We start from the raw sequence: 15,911 nt of genomic DNA on the forward strand, positions 1-15,911 counted from the left end.
GCTCATCTAGCATTGCTGTTTTTGTGAAGCGACTAGATTTAATTGTTCTGTTACTTTTTCAGTTAAACCTGCATGTAGGGTAAGATCCTCTCCCCAAAAGGTAATATTACTCAGCGTTTTATATACTGTATCTAGTATGTTTTCAGAATTCCACAGGTGTGAGAAGAACTCACAGTAAGCCTCGTCATCATTAATGGGACAGCCGATAGTAGGATTATAAAACATGATCAGATTAGCTAAAGAATAGGTAAGGCGGTCCGGCCATGTCCCTTTGACCTGTTTATAGGCAAGTAAACTGGGTAATACCCGCACTTTGAATTTTGAAATTGAATTCAGGGCTATTGAAGCTAATTCATGCCGGATAAACGGATTTTTAAACCTATCCAGCACATCTATCGCAAATTGTTTCAATTCATCTTCAGAAAGATCCAAAGTAGGGATGATTTCTGAGAAGATGGTTTCATTAATATATTTTCCTATATGCGGATCCTCCACAGCTTCCCTTACCGTTCTCAATCCTGCCAGGTAGGCTACCGGTACTAATGCTGTGTGGGCCCCGTTCAGTATCCTGACCTTTCTGGTACGGTAGGGGGAGAGGTCTTTGACAAATTTTACTTCTAACCCCGCTTCTTCAGCCGGAAATATCCCTTTTAAGTTTTCTGGTCCTTCTATTACCCAAAGGTGAAAAGGTTCGGCCATTACTACCAGCTGATCCTCAAACCCCAAATTTTGCTGAATCTCTTTAATTGTATCTTTAGGAAATCCAGGCACTATCCTATCTACCAAGGTATTGCAGAATGAATTTGCATCCTTTATCCAACTGCTGAATGCTGCTGGGAGGTCCCACAGTTTAGCGTATTGTAGTACACATGATTCTAGCTGTTCCCCGTTTTTTTCGATCAGTTCACAGGGGATGATCACCAGGCCTGCATCTTTTTGGCCTTCAAATGTTTTAAATCGCTGATAAAGAAGTGCAGTCAGTTTGCCGGGAAAGGTTACCGGTAATATAGTATGGGCCTTATCTTCTGGGTCATACGCTATGCCTGCTTCGGTGGTGTTGGAGATAATGAATTTCAGATCCTTATTATCTGCCAAACTTAGATAGTTACTATAATCTTCAAAAGGGTTGGAGGCCCCTTCTACTGAAGTGATCAACCGACTTTCCTGTATGGTTTTTCCACGATGGATGCCTTCCAATAATACATGGTATAGTCCATCCTGATTTTCTATCATGTCAGCCAGGCCCGTAGCCAGAGGCTGGACTATATGGACATTACCATTGAAGGATGTTTTTTCATTCATCACGTCTATGATCCAGTCCACAAAACCTCTTAAAAAATTGCCTTCTCCAAATTGTATTACTTTTATAGGTCTTTCGGCTATAGTAAGTGCATTTCTTTTTAATGTCTTCATTATGGTTGATAATTAGGGCCGAAGGGTTTATAATTTAAAATAAGCTTTGGCATTGTGATAGCTTATGTCTGAGACAATTTTACCAAGCCAAGCTTCATCTGCCGGTAATTCTCCGTTTTCCACATCCTGGCCGATCAGGTTACAAAGGGTTCTTCTGAAGTATTCATGTCTTGGAAAAGAAAGAAAACTGCGGGAATCTGTCAGCATCCCTATAAAACAGCTGAGAAGTCCCATATTTGAAAGAGCATTGATTTGTTTTTCCATACCGTCTTTCTGATCAAGAAACCACCACGCAGAACCAAACTGTACCTTGCCTTTGATACTGCCGTCATTATAATTACCGATCATAGTAGCCATCACTTCATTATCTGCAGGATTTAGATTATACAGAATAGTTTTGGCCAACTGGTCGGTAGTATCTAATAAATTAAGGTAACCTCCCAATGCCCGGGCCTGTGAAAAATCTCCTATGGAATCAAATCCAGTATCTGGACCGAGTTTGGTAAGCATTCTAGTGTTGGTATTCCTAAGTGCACCTAGATGGAACTGCTGAGTCCAGTCCTTACCATGGTACATTTTACTAAGTTCATAGATGGTATGAAATTTATAATAATGGATTTCTTTAGTAGATAACTGCTCATTTTGCTGAAGTTTATCAAAAAGGTAATTGATATCCAGATCTCCCAATTCAAAAAAGTACAGTTGTTCCAATCCATGATCCGATAATCTTCCTCCCTGCTCGTGGAAGTAGTCCACCCGGTTTTGCATAGCCTGAAGAAAGTCATCATACATCTTGATTTCAACTTTACTTACTTCAGCCAGTCGTGTTAAATAGGCTAAATATGATTTGGCTTCTTCTACAGCGTAGGCTTTATCGGGTCTGAATGTGGGGAGCAATTTAGTTTTTACACCGTCCTTTTTTGCCTGGATATGATATTCAAGACTGTCTATAGGGTCATCAGTAGAGCAGACCACCTCTACATTCATTTTTTTCATTAAACCCTGAGTCTTAAAAGAAGGGTCGCTCAGCTGGGTAGTAGCCGCATCATATATGCTTTTACTAGTGCTGGGGGTCAATAGATCAGTAATGCCAAAATAGCGTTGTAGTTCTAGATGGGTCCAATGGTACAGTGGATTTCTAAGGGTGTAGGGAACAGTTTCGGCCCATTTGGCAAATTTGTCTTCGTCTGAGCCATCTCCTGTTATATATTTTTCATCTATGCCCAATGTTCTCATGGCCCTCCATTTATAATGGTCACCTGCCAGCCAAACTTCTGAGATATTATTAAACTGTCTGTTGGTCGCGATGTCCTTGGGCGAGAGATGACAGTGATAATCTATGATCGGCTGCTGGGCCGCATAATCGTGATATAGCAATCTGGCAAAATCACTTTTAAGCAGGAAATCTTCCGAAAGAAATCTGTTAGTATGAACTGTTGGTGAGATCATTTTGGTCAAAGTTTAGTGTTTTATATTCTTCTGGTGATTGACTGGACTGACGGATGATCAGTTCAGGTTTTAGTACGGTCTTTTGGGGAACGCTATTGGTGCCTGATTTTAATAAATCAAAAAAGGTTTCTGCAGTTACCCTACCCATAGGGATACTTTTTTGATCCACAGTAGTAATGGAAGGATCACTGAAAGTGGTGAAAGGCTCATTGCCAAATCCAGCAAGTTTTACATCTTGAGGTATCCTGACATGATGTTCTTTAAGGACCTGAATGGCACCCATTACCGCGTAGTCTGAAGCAGAAAAAACAGCATCGAAGTGTATTTTTTTATCCAGGATATGCTGCATACTTTGCCTGCCGTCTTCCAGCTGCATATTGCTTTCTTCTATTAGCAGTGGATCAAATGGTATACCATTTTCTTTTAAAGCATCTTCATATCCACGTAGTCTTTCTTTATAAATATTGATCTTTTTAGGGCTGGTAAAATGCACAATACGCTTGCAACCTTGTTTGATCAGGTGCTGTACAGTTTGATAAGCACCATAGTAATCATCTATGACCACTTGGCTGACTTCCAGATGATCTGTGATCCTGTCAAAAAGGACCAAAGGAATTCCTTTGTCCAAAACTTTTTGAAAATGTTCAAAATTTTCTGTGTTTTTGCCAATGGAAGCTATAATGCCATCTACCCTTGCACTAAGTAAGGTTTCGATGGTGTCCACTTCTTTGTCATATTCCTCGTAGGATTGGGAGATGATCACTTTATAATTCAGGTTATTAGCGATTTCTTCTATGCCCCGTACTACAGAGGAAAAGAAATTCCTGTTTGCTGTGGGTACCACCACCCCTATAAGCTTGCTTTTTCCGCTACGCAAAGCAGATGCAATATTATTTGGCTGGTAATTAAGTTGCTTGGCCATTTTTAACACCTGCTTTTTGGTGGCATCCGAGATCCTTGGATTGTTATTTAAGGCCCTTGACACAGTGGAGGCAGTTGTGTTTAATTTTTCAGCAATATCATGTATGGTCGCTTTTCCTTTTTTCATATGGATTTTATATCAGCTCCAGGATTTGGCCTATGATTCCCTACTTATGATAGGGGTGTTTTTGGTTCTATGGGCTTGCCAATGGTAGCCAAAATCCCACCATCTACATAGACAATCTGACCATTAACAAATGAACTGGCTTTGCTGGCTAGAAATACTACTGTACCGCCAAGATCCATAGGATCCCCCCATTTACCGGCAGGGGTTCTGTTGATGATAAAATCATTGAAAGGGTGTCCATCCACTCTTATAGGGGCGGTCTGATCCGTGGCAAAATAGCCAGGGCCTATTCCGTTCACCTGTATATTGTATTTGGCCCATTCCGTAGCCAGGTTTCTGGTCAGCATCTTCAGGCCCCCCTTAGCAGCTGCATAAGCGGTGACTGTGTCTCTTCCCAGTTCTGTCATCATGGAGCAGATATTGATAATCTTCCCCCCACCGCGTCTGATCATGGAGTGAGCTACGGCCTGAGACATGATGAAAGGGGATACCAGATCCACATCCACCACTTTGCGGAAATCTTCCGGACTCATCTCCAGTGCGGGTACCCGCATGATCATTCCTGCATTGTTTACCAATATATCAATTTCCCCCACTTCGGATGCAATCTTTTCTATGGATGCTGCCACAGCAGCAGCATCGGTCACATCAAAGAGATACCCTTTTACTTCAAGACCATCCGCTGCATATTGGTGTAGCGCATTTTCCATTTTAGAAGGCGTGTTTCCATTTACTACCACTGTAGCACCATTTTTGGCAAGGGCTTTGGCCATTGCCATGCCCAGTCCATGGGTAGCACCGGTCACCAAGGCAACTTTCCCTGTTAGATCAAATAAGTTTTCCATGGTTATTTTAAGTCTGTAGGGGCTACTATGTCCATATCTCCATAATCCAGGTTTTCACCGGCCATTCCCCAGATGAAGGTATAGTTAGATGTTCCTGCTCCGCTGTGTATGGACCAGGGGGGCGAGATGACAGCTTGGTGCTTTTTCATCCAGATATGCCTGGTTTCGTCTGGCTGGCCCATATAGTGGCATACAGCCTGATCTTCCTCCAAATCAAAATAAAAATAAGCTTCCATTCTTCTATCATGTGTATGGGCAGGCATGGTATTCCAGACAGAGCCCGGCTTAAGCAGTGTCATACCCATTTGTAGCTGGCACGTCTCCACTACACTGTTAACCAATAATTTATATATGGTCCTGTGGTTAGAGTTTTCCAATGCCCCAAGTGTGACAACTTCGGCATCATCCAAACCTACTTTTTTGGTAGGATAGGCTTTATGTGCCGGGGCAGAATTAAAATAGATATATGATTCACCAGAAGATGAAGGATAAAATATAACTTTTTGGCTTCCTTGTCCTACATACAATGCTTCTTTGTGACCTAGCGTATACCGGGTACCATCTACTTCTATATCTGTTTCCGCACCTACATTGATGAGCCCTATTTCCCGCCTTTCTAAAAAATAAGTGGATTTAAGTTGATCTACTGTTTCCAGATTGATGGCCATGTCTACAGGATGGATGCCCCCTACTATAAGCCTGTCATTTAAAGTGTAGATGCCATGTATTTCATTAGAAACAAAAAGTCTTTCGATCAAAAACTGCTCTCTCAGTTTAGCGGTATCATAATGCTTCGCGTCTTCAGGGTGAGTGGAGTAGCGGGTATGGATGAATGTATGCATAAATGTGTTGGTTTGTAATGTAATCGTTTGCGCAATATAATATTATTTGTGTATATGAATCAATAAATCAATCGATTTTATTGCATAAACATATATATATTATTACGATATAAAATTATTATATTTTTGAATATTACTACATTTTCTATATGTAATGGATTTTTTTATCGGAATAATTTTGAATTTAGCGAAGAGATATATAATATGCAATCGATTGTACAAATAATTTAAATTTGTGTAATAATTTGTGCAATTATAGCGCAATATATATAACCCCCAATAAACCCAACATGAACCTGAGCTATCTTTACTATAAGTTTGCTATAGTTTTAAGCAGTTTTTTCTTCGGAATGTTTAATATGCCTTGCCTTTATGGCCAATCAGAAGATCCTCTGCCAAATGCAATCCTGTTTACTGTCCAAAACCCAATGGAGCGGAGCAGATTCGATATATTGGTTCATATTGAGGAGCGAGAGTTGTTATTGAAGTATCCTGATTTCAATAAAAAAGGGTTCAAAGTTTTCAGAGGTCAAGAAGAAATCCCATCTCAGTACAATGAATTAGGTACAGATAAGGGTATAGTTTTCGTAATTTCTGAAATGAATGCAAAGGAAGAACAGTACTTCACTATCCATTTTGATCCGAAAGTAAATATTGAAAACCATTACGTCAAAAAAACTCAGGCAGAAATTTCCCATAAGGTTGGAGGACATTTTGAAAACCGAAAATACATAGGCGGGAGTTTTCAGAATGTAAGCGAGCTGCATGTTCCAGCAGCTCATACCGATCACTCTTGGTACATTCGCTACGAGGGACCTGGGTGGGAATCTGATAAAGTAGGATACCGTTTTTATTTGGACTGGAGGAACGGGGTAGATGTTTTTGGAAAGACCACGCCAAATCCCATACTTCAGATGGTCGGACAAGATGGCTTCGATTCCTATCATGAGCTTCAAGAATGGGGAATGGATGTGCTCAAGGTCGGCAAATCTCTCGGTGTAGGTTCGATCGCTACTTTCACGGATGGACAGGCCAGGAGAGTGGATGAAACAGATAGCTTATATGCCGGGATAACCAATAATGGACCGGTCTATTCGTCTGTTCTAACCAAATACTTTGGATGGAATCTTAAAAATAATAAAACTACCATTACTTCCCACATCAGTATACATGCAGGTACCCGCATGAGCAAGCAGGAGCTTAACAGTTCTGCTGATATAGAAAATTTTGCTACCGGTCTTATCAAGGATCCTAAGGGGAAAGTATTACAGGGTGGCGAAAGCACTGCCTATGGTTACCTGGCCACCTATGGCCCCCAGAGTCTGAATGATGACAACCTGGGTATTGCTGTACTTTTCCGAAATGATCAGAAAAAAGAGATCACCACCGATACCCATTCCCATGTGGTGGTCCTGACACCTGTTAATAATAACCTGACTTATTATTTTCTGGCTGCATGGGAGAAAGAGAAAAACGGTATAAGAGATGAATTATCATTTATTTCTTATTTAGAAGAACTAGTAGAGGAATTATCAAATCCAGTGCATATCACAATCAATTAAATAATTATAACAATAAACCCCTGATAAAATGATGAAGAATCTATACCCAAGAAAAGATCGGGAAGCATTTCCGATCAAAACTACTTTTGTGGTTGCTATAATGATGGCGATCATTTTCGCACCGGTTGCGCAATCGATTGCGCAAGAGCTTAGTCGGGTTGTGACTGGTACAGTCATTTCTGCTGTAGACAAGCAGCCCATCCCCGGAGTAGCGGTAATGATCAAAGGAACTTCTGTGGGTACCACTACAGATATAGATGGTAATTATTCCATTAATATACCTACAGTAGGTGCTACTCTGACCTATTCATTTATCGGCTTTAACCGAAGAGAGGTCCAGGTCACTAATCAGAATACACAAGACCTAGAACTCCAGGAAGACCTTCAGGATCTGGGTGAAGTGGTGGTAATAGGCTATGGAACGGTTAAAAAATCAGATCTGACCGGATCAGTGGTTTCGGTAAGGGACAAAGATCTGACGGCTATACCGGTCACTAATGCATTAGAAGTCATGCAGGGCAAAGTTCCTGGTCTTGATCTGACCAGAGCAAGCGGGCAAGCAGGAGCCGGTATGAATTTTAATATTAGAGGCAATAGGTCTCTAAATGCCGGAAACCAGCCTTTGGTGTTGGTGGACGGTATCATATATGGCTCCACTTTGGATGTCAATCCCAATGATATAGCCTCTATAGAAGTATTAAAAGATGCTGCATCGACAGCAATTTATGGTACTTTAGGGGCAAATGGCGTTATATTGATTACGACCAAAAGAGGTGCGGAAGGCAAAAGTAAAATTTCAGTAAACAGCTACTATGGTATATCAGATCTGGGAGGTTATGCAGAAATCATGACAGGCCCACAGTGGGTAGACCTTAGAAGAGAATCGAGAAGAACTGTAGGAGAATGGAACAGTCCAGCCGATGATGTCAATATTTTCAATCCAGCTCAATTGGATAATTTTAGAAACGGAATCTATACGGACTGGGCCAGAGAAGTACTCCAGACTGGTAGCCAGCAGAACCATCAGGTAGGTATATCCGGGGGTGATTCAAAATTTGCTTACTATTTTTCACTGGAATATTTTAACGAAAAGGGATTGATGGCCAATGATGAGTTGGACAGATACAGCGGAAGGTTTACCATAGATTATAGGATCCAGGAAAATTTAAAACTCTCCACTAATATCATGTATACCATTAGGGACCATGACAGAAGGAGAGATCCATTGAACCAGGCCAATAAAATGAGTCCTTTGGGGGCACCTTTTGATGCTGAAGGAAATGTGGTAACATTTCCGGTAGGAGATGCCTCTACATTAAATCCTTTGGTAGATGAGATTCCTGGTAACTATGTGGATAATGAAATGAACAAAAGGTTTTTTGGTAATATCAGCTTAGATTGGACCATAAGCCCAAGTTTGGCTTTTACTTCCAGGTTAGGTCTTGATAATACCAGTTCACGCCGGGGACTGTTTTCAGCCACTAATACAATAGAAGTAGGCCCAAACGGGCAATCTTTGGCAAGGATTACCAATTTCACCAATTCAAGGATCACCTTTGAAAATTTTGGTACCTATACCAGAAATGTAGAAAATCATGAATTCCAGGTCCTTATGGGATCCAGTATCTGGGCTAACAGAGATGAGGAGAACTTTGCTGAAGGAAGGGATTTATTGTCTTCCACGATGCTCTTTCACAATTTGGGAGCGACACAAAATGCTGTCAGAATAGGCAGCGAACTGGTTGAAACCTCTATCGCATCATTTTTTACGCGTTTTAATTATAAATTATTTGACAAATACTTATTTACAGGGGTGCTTAGAGCGGATGGGTCCTCAGTGCTTGCTCCAGGCAATAAGTGGGGCTTTTTTCCATCAGCAGCGGTATCATGGTTGGCCAAAGAAGAAGGCTTTCTTAGAAATGTAGAGGCGGTTTCAGAATTGAAATTCAGGATGAGTTACGGTATTTCCGGTAACAGTGCCGTTTCTCCCTATCAAACTTTAGGTGGATTGTCTAAGAGTACCTATGCATTTGACAGAGGAGCAAATGAAGTAGCGGCTTTTGGTTTCTATCCATCTCTTATATCAGCACCTACTTTAAGTTGGGAGACTACGGCTTCTGCTAACTTCGGGATAGATTTCGGGTTTTTTAATAATCGTATAACCGGTAACCTGGATATTTATCAACAAAACACCAGTGACCTATTGATGCAGAGAGCCTTGCCTACTACCTCAGGCTTTGCCTCATCTTGGGACAATGTCGGTAAGACCAGAAATACAGGGATAGAATTGCTTTTGAGCACTATAAATATCGATAGACCTACAGGAATAGGGTGGAGTACTGATTTCACCTTTGGAGCAAACAGGGAGGAAATCAGAGAATTGGTCACCGGAGACAGAGACCTCGCTAATGGCTGGTTTGTAGGTTACCCTATAAGTTCTTTCTATGATTACGAGAAGATAGGGATCTGGCAGACCAATGAAGCAGATCAAGCGGCAGTCAATCAGCAAAGTCCAGGTGAAATACGGGTGAGGGATCAGGATGGAAATGGCATAATTACTCCTGAAGATAGAACAATATTAGGCAGCGAGGTACCGAACTTCACCTTAGGGGTCAACAATAGGGTTTCCTATCGGGATTTTGAACTTAATTTCTTTGTCTTTGCTAGAGTAGGGCAGACCATCATCAGTGAGGCTGCAGGTTCATTTAAAATAGATGGATTAGAAAATGGTCCTATGGTGGATTACTGGACGCCTGAGAATCCAACCAACGCCTATCCGAGACCTGATGCAGGTACGAGCCGGGCCAGTACCAGATATTATTCTACTTTACAGTACGTAGACGGATCTTTCTTAAAATTAAGGGACGTAACCCTTGCATATAACCTGCCCAACCAGTTTGCCTCCAGATTGGCAGTATCCAGATTAAGGGTATATGCTACTGCCAAAAATTACTTTGTATTGAGTAATATGGGACCTTATGATCCGGAAAGAGGGGGGAACTTAAGTTTTCCAATGACCCGCCAGTTAGTATTCGGTGTGAATATCGACCTATAAGCATAACCCAAAAAGATGAAAAAGATGAAAAATATATCATATAAAATTTTCGCCCTAATGATGGCCTTGGTCACCGTTTCCTGTAATGATTTCCTGGAAGAAGAGAACTTGACCGGGCTTACTGCAGATGGTTATTATGTAACTGAAGAGGGGATTGAAGCCCTTGTCAATTCGTGTTATACGCCAATGCGGTTTTGGTATGGAAAAGAAGACGGCATAGCTTTAACCGAGACTGGTACGGATATCTTTACTAGGGGCAATGGTATGGAAAATCCACCTGTGGCCTTGTACAACTCAGACCTTTCCGGTGCTAATAACCCTTTAAATTTTCATTGGACCAGATTTTATTCCGCTTTAAACAGTACAAATGCTGCTATAGCCAGAATCCCGGCATCACCTCTTTCCGCCAGTCTAAAGCTGACAAGGTTAGGGGAAGCACGTTTTTTACGTGCATTTTATCTTTGGCATATCGTAGAGACTTGGGGTGGGGTGCATTTATCTACTGAGGAGGTAACCAGTGTTCAAACTACAGCAAACAAGACTTCGGTTGAAGACTTCTATACCCAAATATTCAATGATCTTGAATTTGCTTTGGAGCATTTACCTGAATCATCAAACGATTACGGGAGAGCTATAAAACCGGCTGCAGAAGCTTTTATGGCGAGAATGCACCTCACTAGAGGTAATTATGCAGAGGCAGCAGCCCTAGGAAAGAGAGTGATCAATAACTATAATTATTCCTTGGTCAATACTTATGCAGACCTTTGGAATATAAATAATGTAAGAAACCCCGAGATAGTATGGGCCGTCAATTTCACTGCAGACCTTATTCTTAATAGAGAATTAGAAACTCCAGTCACCCCTCAAAATGAAAGTGGAAATATCCTGCTCCGTGACGGAGGAAACAACAGTCATTTGTTCTTCATCATGACCTATGATCAGCTGCCCGGTATGGCCAGGGATATAGTCAACGGACGACCTTTTGCCAGATTTATGCCCACTGCTTTTTTATTGGATCTTTACAATGAAAATATTGATAGCAGGTTTCATGCTACTTTCCAGACAGTATGGTACAGTAATAGGCCTGGAACTTATAATATTCCGCTATCGGATGGTTCTACTAAACCAGTGACATTCGCAGCAGGTGATACAGCAATATTGGCTACTAAATATGTAATACCATTAGCACAGAGAGATGCATTACCCTACAACGTGATCGATAGGAGCAGGACATACGGCCCTAATGGTGAGCCAAGAGTTAGAGACAGGTATATGTCTTTAAGAAAATTCTTAGATCCAGCCAGACCCACTATTTCTCAGCAGCAGGGCCAGCGAGATGCCTTTGTAATCAGATTAGCCGAGATGTATTTACTAGTAGCAGAAGCAGAAATGATGACTGGAAATTTATCAGAGGCCGCTAATCATTTCAATGTGGTACGGAGGAGAGCTGCGTATCCAGGAATGGAAGCACAAATGGAAGTTTCTGCCGCTGAGATGACCATTGATCTAATATTGGATGAGCGTGCCCGGGAATTTGCCGGTGAGCAGATCCGATGGTTTGATCTGAAAAGAACCGGTAAATTGATAGAAAGGGTGCAGGCACATAATCCAGATGCTGCTGCCAATATCAGACCTTTCCATATGGTGAGGCCCATACCCCAAGCTATGCTGGATGCTGTTTCTAATAAAAGTGAGTTCACTCAAAACGAAGGTTATTTATAGTATTAAAACAGGCTGCCCTGGCTTTATATTAGGGCAGCTTTATCATGATCTATCAAAATATGAATATTATAAAGAAAACAGTTCTGCCATTTGCCTTAGGAGCTATCGTATGCTTTGCTTCCTGTAGCCAGCAGCCTGTAGCTACCTCAGAAGAGGTTATAGAAAACGGTTTTGCTGAAAAAATGGCTGCATCTGAAATCAGACGCAATCCTGAAGGCTGGACCTTGGATTTCAACCAAAAGCCAAAGTGGGAATACACCCATGGTCTGGTCATGATGGCCATGGAAAGGGTTTGGCAGGAAACCGGCGAGGAGCAATATTATCAATACATCCGAAATTTCACTGATTTTATGATCAATGAAGAGGGGGAAATTAAAACCTACAAAAAATCGGATTACAATATTGATAGGGTGAATGGTGGTAAGTTCCTGATCAGGTTATATGAAGAAACAGGTGAGGAGCATTTCCGCAAAGCAGTAGAAGAATTAAGGGACCAAATGAGGGAACATCCCCGCATGTCCGAGGGCGGATTTTGGCACAAAAAAGTGTATCCTCACCAGATGTGGCTGGACGGCATCTATATGGGCTCACCTTTCCTGGCCCAATATGCTAAAGTATTTAACGAGCCAGAGCTATTCGATGATGTAGCCAACCAGATCATCATAATGGATAAATATGCCTACAGTAAGGAAACTGGTCTGTACCACCATGCATATGATGAAAGCAAAGAGCAACGGTGGGCGGATCCCGAAACAGGTTTGTCCACCAACTATTGGGGCAGAAGTGTAGGATGGTATGCCATGGCGCTGGTGGATGTTCTTGATTACCTCCCTGAGAACCATGAGAAAAGAGATGATATAATTCAGATAGCGCAGAAGCTGGCAGCCGGCATTGTCAGGTACCAGGATGAAACAGGTACCTGGTACCAGGTACTCGATCAGGGTAACCGTGAAGGTAATTATTTGGAATCCTCCGCCACTAGCATGTTTGCCTATTTCCTTTTAAAGGGTTCCGAAGAAGGTTATCTGGGAGAAGAGTACAGAAAGGCAGGAATCAAAGCCTATGAAGGAATCCTGGAACAGTTCATCAGAGAAGATCCAGATGGTGGCATCAGCATCACCCAGGTATGTGGGGTGGCAGGTTTGGGAGGCAACCCATACCGGGATGGCTCATATGAATATTATATCAATGAAGAGATCAGGGAAAATGATCCCAAAGGTGTAGGCCCTTTTATATTGGCTTCTTTGATATATGAAAACATGAATAAATAATGAAAGTCAGGTTACCTCTCTTTATCCTCTTATTTATAAGTTGCTGTTGTTATGCTCAAGAGGCAAATTTTACAGTGGCTAAGGATGGTTCCGGCGATTTCAATTCTGTCCAGGAAGCCATATGGGCAGTACCTGATTTCAGAAAAATACAGACAGTTATTTATGTCAAAAACGGCACCTATAAAGAGAAAATCATTCTCCCTACCTCTAAGACCAATGTATTGCTACTTGGAGAAAGTGCAGTCGGTACTATATTGACTTTTGACGATTATGCTCAAAAGCACAATACCTTTGGAGAAGAAATGGGCACCACAGGGTCAAGCAGCTTTTTTGTGTTCGGTTCGGACTTCTCTGCCCGCAATATCACTTTTGCCAATACAGCAGGCCCGGTAGGACAGGCAGTGGCTATCAGGGTAACGGGAGATAGGGCTAGTTTTGAAAAGTGTCGCTTTCTTGGATTTCAGGACACCCTCTATGCGCATGGGGATAACAGCAGGCAATATTATAAAGACTGTTATATAGAAGGAACTACCGATTTTATCTTTGGATGGGCTACTGCAGTCTTTGAAAACTGTGAAATTTATTCAAAGAAAGGCGGACAATATATTACCGCAGCATCTACCCATGAAGGCCGGTCTTTTGGGTTTGTTTTCATCAATTGTAAGTTGACCGGAGATGCTCCAGATAACTCTGTATACTTAGGCAGGCCTTGGAGAGATGCTGCCCAAACCGTTTTTATCAATAGTGCTCTGGGAAATCATATCAAAAAAGAAGGATGGCACAACTGGAACAAGCCACATGCAGAAAAAACCAGTTACTACGCAGAATGGGGTTCTAAAGGAGCAGGAGCTAATATTGGGGACCGCGTGAATTGGTCCCATCTTCTGACTGAAGAACAGCTTCAAACATATACAGTAAATAATATTCTGAAAGGTGATGATGGCTGGAGCCCACCGGAGATCAGATAGGCGTGCCTTTATACATTAAATCTTGACATAATGACATTTATCAAACCTATATATTTATGCTTCCTCCTACTTATACTTGCATCACCTTGTTCTATGTCCCAGGAGGGGGTGTCTAAAGTTTGGAAAGCAGATCAGGGAGATGGTACCTATATAAATCCCATTATCCATGCAGATTATTCAGATCCGGATGTAGTAAGGGTAGGCGGGGATTTTTATATGACTGCTTCCAGCTTCAATGCCATTCCGGGCTTACCTATTTTACATTCTAGGGATTTGGTCAATTGGAAATTAGTTGGACATGCCCTGGACCGACAGATTCCTGGTGCACATTTTGAAAAACCTCAGCACGGAAATGGGGTATGGGCACCTGCTATCCGATATCATAAGGGTGAATATTATATCTATTGGGGTGATCCTGATTTTGGTATATACATGGTAAAAACAAAGGATCCAACTGGCCAGTGGGAAGAACCGGTATTGGTGGAAGAAGGAAAAGGGCTAATCGATGCATGCCCACTATGGGATGAAGACGGCAGGGCCTATCTGGTTCATGCCTATGCAGGCAGCAGGGCGGGTATAAAGAGCATCTTGGTGGTGAAGCCGATGAATAGAGAGGGAACGAAGACTACCGGAACCGGAAGACTTGTCTTTGACGGACACGAAAATCATCCTACAGTAGAAGGTGCCAAATTTTATAAAAGAAACGGCTACTATTATATATTCGCTCCAGCCGGTGGAGTGTCTACAGGCTGGCAGCTCATCTTAAGATCAAAAAATCCTTATGGCCCCTACGAAGAGCATATAGCTTTAGCACAGGGGGAAACCGAGATCAATGGACCCCACCAAGGAGGCTGGGTCAGCCTCGAAAACGGAGATGACTGGTTTGTTCATTTTCAGGATAAGGACGCCTACGGGAGGATAGTTCACCTGCAGCCTATGACTTGGAACGGAGACTGGCCTACTATGGGAGAGGATATAAATGGTGATGGGACAGGCCAGCCAGTAATGCGGCACAAAAAGCCGAATGTCGGAAAAACACATAGCATAGCCACTCCTCCAGATACCGATGAATTTGATGGAGACGCTTTAGGACTACAGTGGCAGTGGCATGCCAACCCTAAAGCTACTTGGGCGTTTGTCAATCCAGCAAAGAAGCAGCTGAGGTTGTACACTTATTTAAAGCCCGATGGAAACAAAAATCTTTGGGATGTACCCAACCTTCTTTTGCAGAAATTTCCAGCAGAAGAATTTACCGCCACCACCTCACTGACTTTCCATCCAAATGAAAAGCTGGAAAACGAGCAGGTAGGTCTACTGGTCATGGGAATGAGCTATGTCTATCTAGGATTAGAAAGTAAAATGGATGGTCTTTATCTTACACATGGCATCTGTCAGGATGCCGAAAACGGTAAGCCAGAAAATAAAAGAGTTATAAAAAAGTTGAACCATCACAGCCTTCAGCTGAAGGTGGAGGTAAACGAAGGCGGTTTATGCCAGTTCAGTTTTAGTGAAGATGGTACAAATTTTACGAGAGTAGGACAGTCGTTTAAAGCGCAACCCGGCAAGTGGATAGGAGCTAAAGTCGGTCTGTTTGCTGTCCGGGAATCTCAAATCAACGATTCGGGATATGCTGATATAGACTGGTTCAGGATCACAAAAAAATAACTAACCGAAGAGTTAATCAGATTCTAATAAAGGATGTTATTATCTTCTCTAATATATCAAAGCAACTATAA

General features: G+C 41.9%; 11 protein-coding genes. 6 read left to right on the plus strand and 5 right to left on the minus strand.

All coding sequences use genetic code 11. The features are described 5' to 3' along the window. Positions 1–6 precede the first annotated feature (6 nt). From EL17_RS18355 to kduI, 5 genes are read right to left on the minus strand one after another with little or no spacing between them, the layout of a single operon-like run. Positions 7–1,413 (minus strand): tagaturonate reductase, encoded by a 1,407-nt coding sequence (locus EL17_RS18355; RefSeq protein ID WP_035077313.1) that lies wholly within the window; start codon positions 1,411–1,413, stop codon positions 7–9. Between the two features lie 27 nt (positions 1,414–1,440). After that, positions 1,441–2,862, minus strand: coding sequence for a glucuronate isomerase (uxaC, locus tag EL17_RS18360; RefSeq protein ID WP_035077315.1), 1,422 nt, complete (start codon positions 2,860–2,862; stop codon positions 1,441–1,443). Next, positions 2,837–3,910 carry a LacI family DNA-binding transcriptional regulator gene (locus EL17_RS18365; RefSeq protein WP_051720132.1) on the minus strand — a complete coding sequence of 358 codons (1,074 nt, stop codon included), beginning with the start codon at positions 3,908–3,910 and terminating at the stop codon, positions 2,837–2,839. The genes uxaC and EL17_RS18365 overlap by 26 nt, the downstream gene beginning before the upstream one ends. Positions 3,911–3,954: 44 nt before the next feature. Beyond that, positions 3,955–4,755 (minus strand): gluconate 5-dehydrogenase, encoded by an 801-nt coding sequence (locus EL17_RS18370; RefSeq protein WP_035077317.1) that lies wholly within the window; start codon positions 4,753–4,755, stop codon positions 3,955–3,957. A 2-nt stretch (positions 4,756–4,757) separates the two neighbouring features. After that, positions 4,758–5,597 carry a 5-dehydro-4-deoxy-D-glucuronate isomerase gene (kduI, locus tag EL17_RS18375; RefSeq protein ID WP_035077318.1) on the minus strand — a complete coding sequence of 280 codons (840 nt, stop codon included), beginning with the start codon at positions 5,595–5,597 and terminating at the stop codon, positions 4,758–4,760. Positions 5,598–5,887: 290 nt separating this feature from the next. Here kduI and EL17_RS18380 point away from each other — a divergent pair, with 290 nt between their 5' ends. The 6 genes from EL17_RS18380 to EL17_RS18405 are packed head-to-tail and all read left to right on the plus strand — an operon-like array spanning position 5,888 to position 15,840. Next, entirely contained in the window at positions 5,888–7,159 is a 1,272-nt protein-coding gene (locus EL17_RS18380; protein WP_035077320.1) for a DUF4861 domain-containing protein, read from the plus strand. Between the two features lie 28 nt (positions 7,160–7,187). Continuing rightward, positions 7,188–10,214 carry a SusC/RagA family TonB-linked outer membrane protein gene (locus EL17_RS18385; RefSeq protein WP_240486019.1) on the plus strand — a complete coding sequence of 1,009 codons (3,027 nt, stop codon included), beginning with the start codon at positions 7,188–7,190 and terminating at the stop codon, positions 10,212–10,214. 24 nt (positions 10,215–10,238) lie between these two features. Next, on the plus strand, positions 10,239–11,936 hold the full coding sequence (locus tag EL17_RS18390) for a RagB/SusD family nutrient uptake outer membrane protein (RefSeq protein WP_051720193.1): 1,698 nt from the start codon (positions 10,239–10,241) through the stop codon (positions 11,934–11,936). Positions 11,937–11,995: 59 nt separating this feature from the next. Further along, entirely contained in the window at positions 11,996–13,207 is a 1,212-nt protein-coding gene (locus EL17_RS18395; protein WP_035077776.1) for a glycoside hydrolase family 88/105 protein, read from the plus strand. Then, positions 13,207–14,175, plus strand: coding sequence for a pectinesterase family protein (locus EL17_RS18400; protein WP_035077322.1), 969 nt, complete (start codon positions 13,207–13,209; stop codon positions 14,173–14,175). The genes EL17_RS18395 and EL17_RS18400 overlap by 1 nt, the downstream gene beginning before the upstream one ends. Before the next feature lie 30 nt (positions 14,176–14,205). Continuing rightward, complete coding sequence (locus tag EL17_RS18405; RefSeq protein WP_035077324.1) at positions 14,206–15,840, plus strand: glycoside hydrolase family 43 protein; 1,635 nt, start codon at positions 14,206–14,208, stop codon at positions 15,838–15,840. Positions 15,841–15,911 lie beyond the last annotated feature (71 nt).

This window comes from Anditalea andensis (assembly GCF_000714815.1).
GTDB classification, from domain to species: Bacteria; Bacteroidota; Bacteroidia; order Cytophagales; family Cyclobacteriaceae; genus Anditalea; species Anditalea andensis.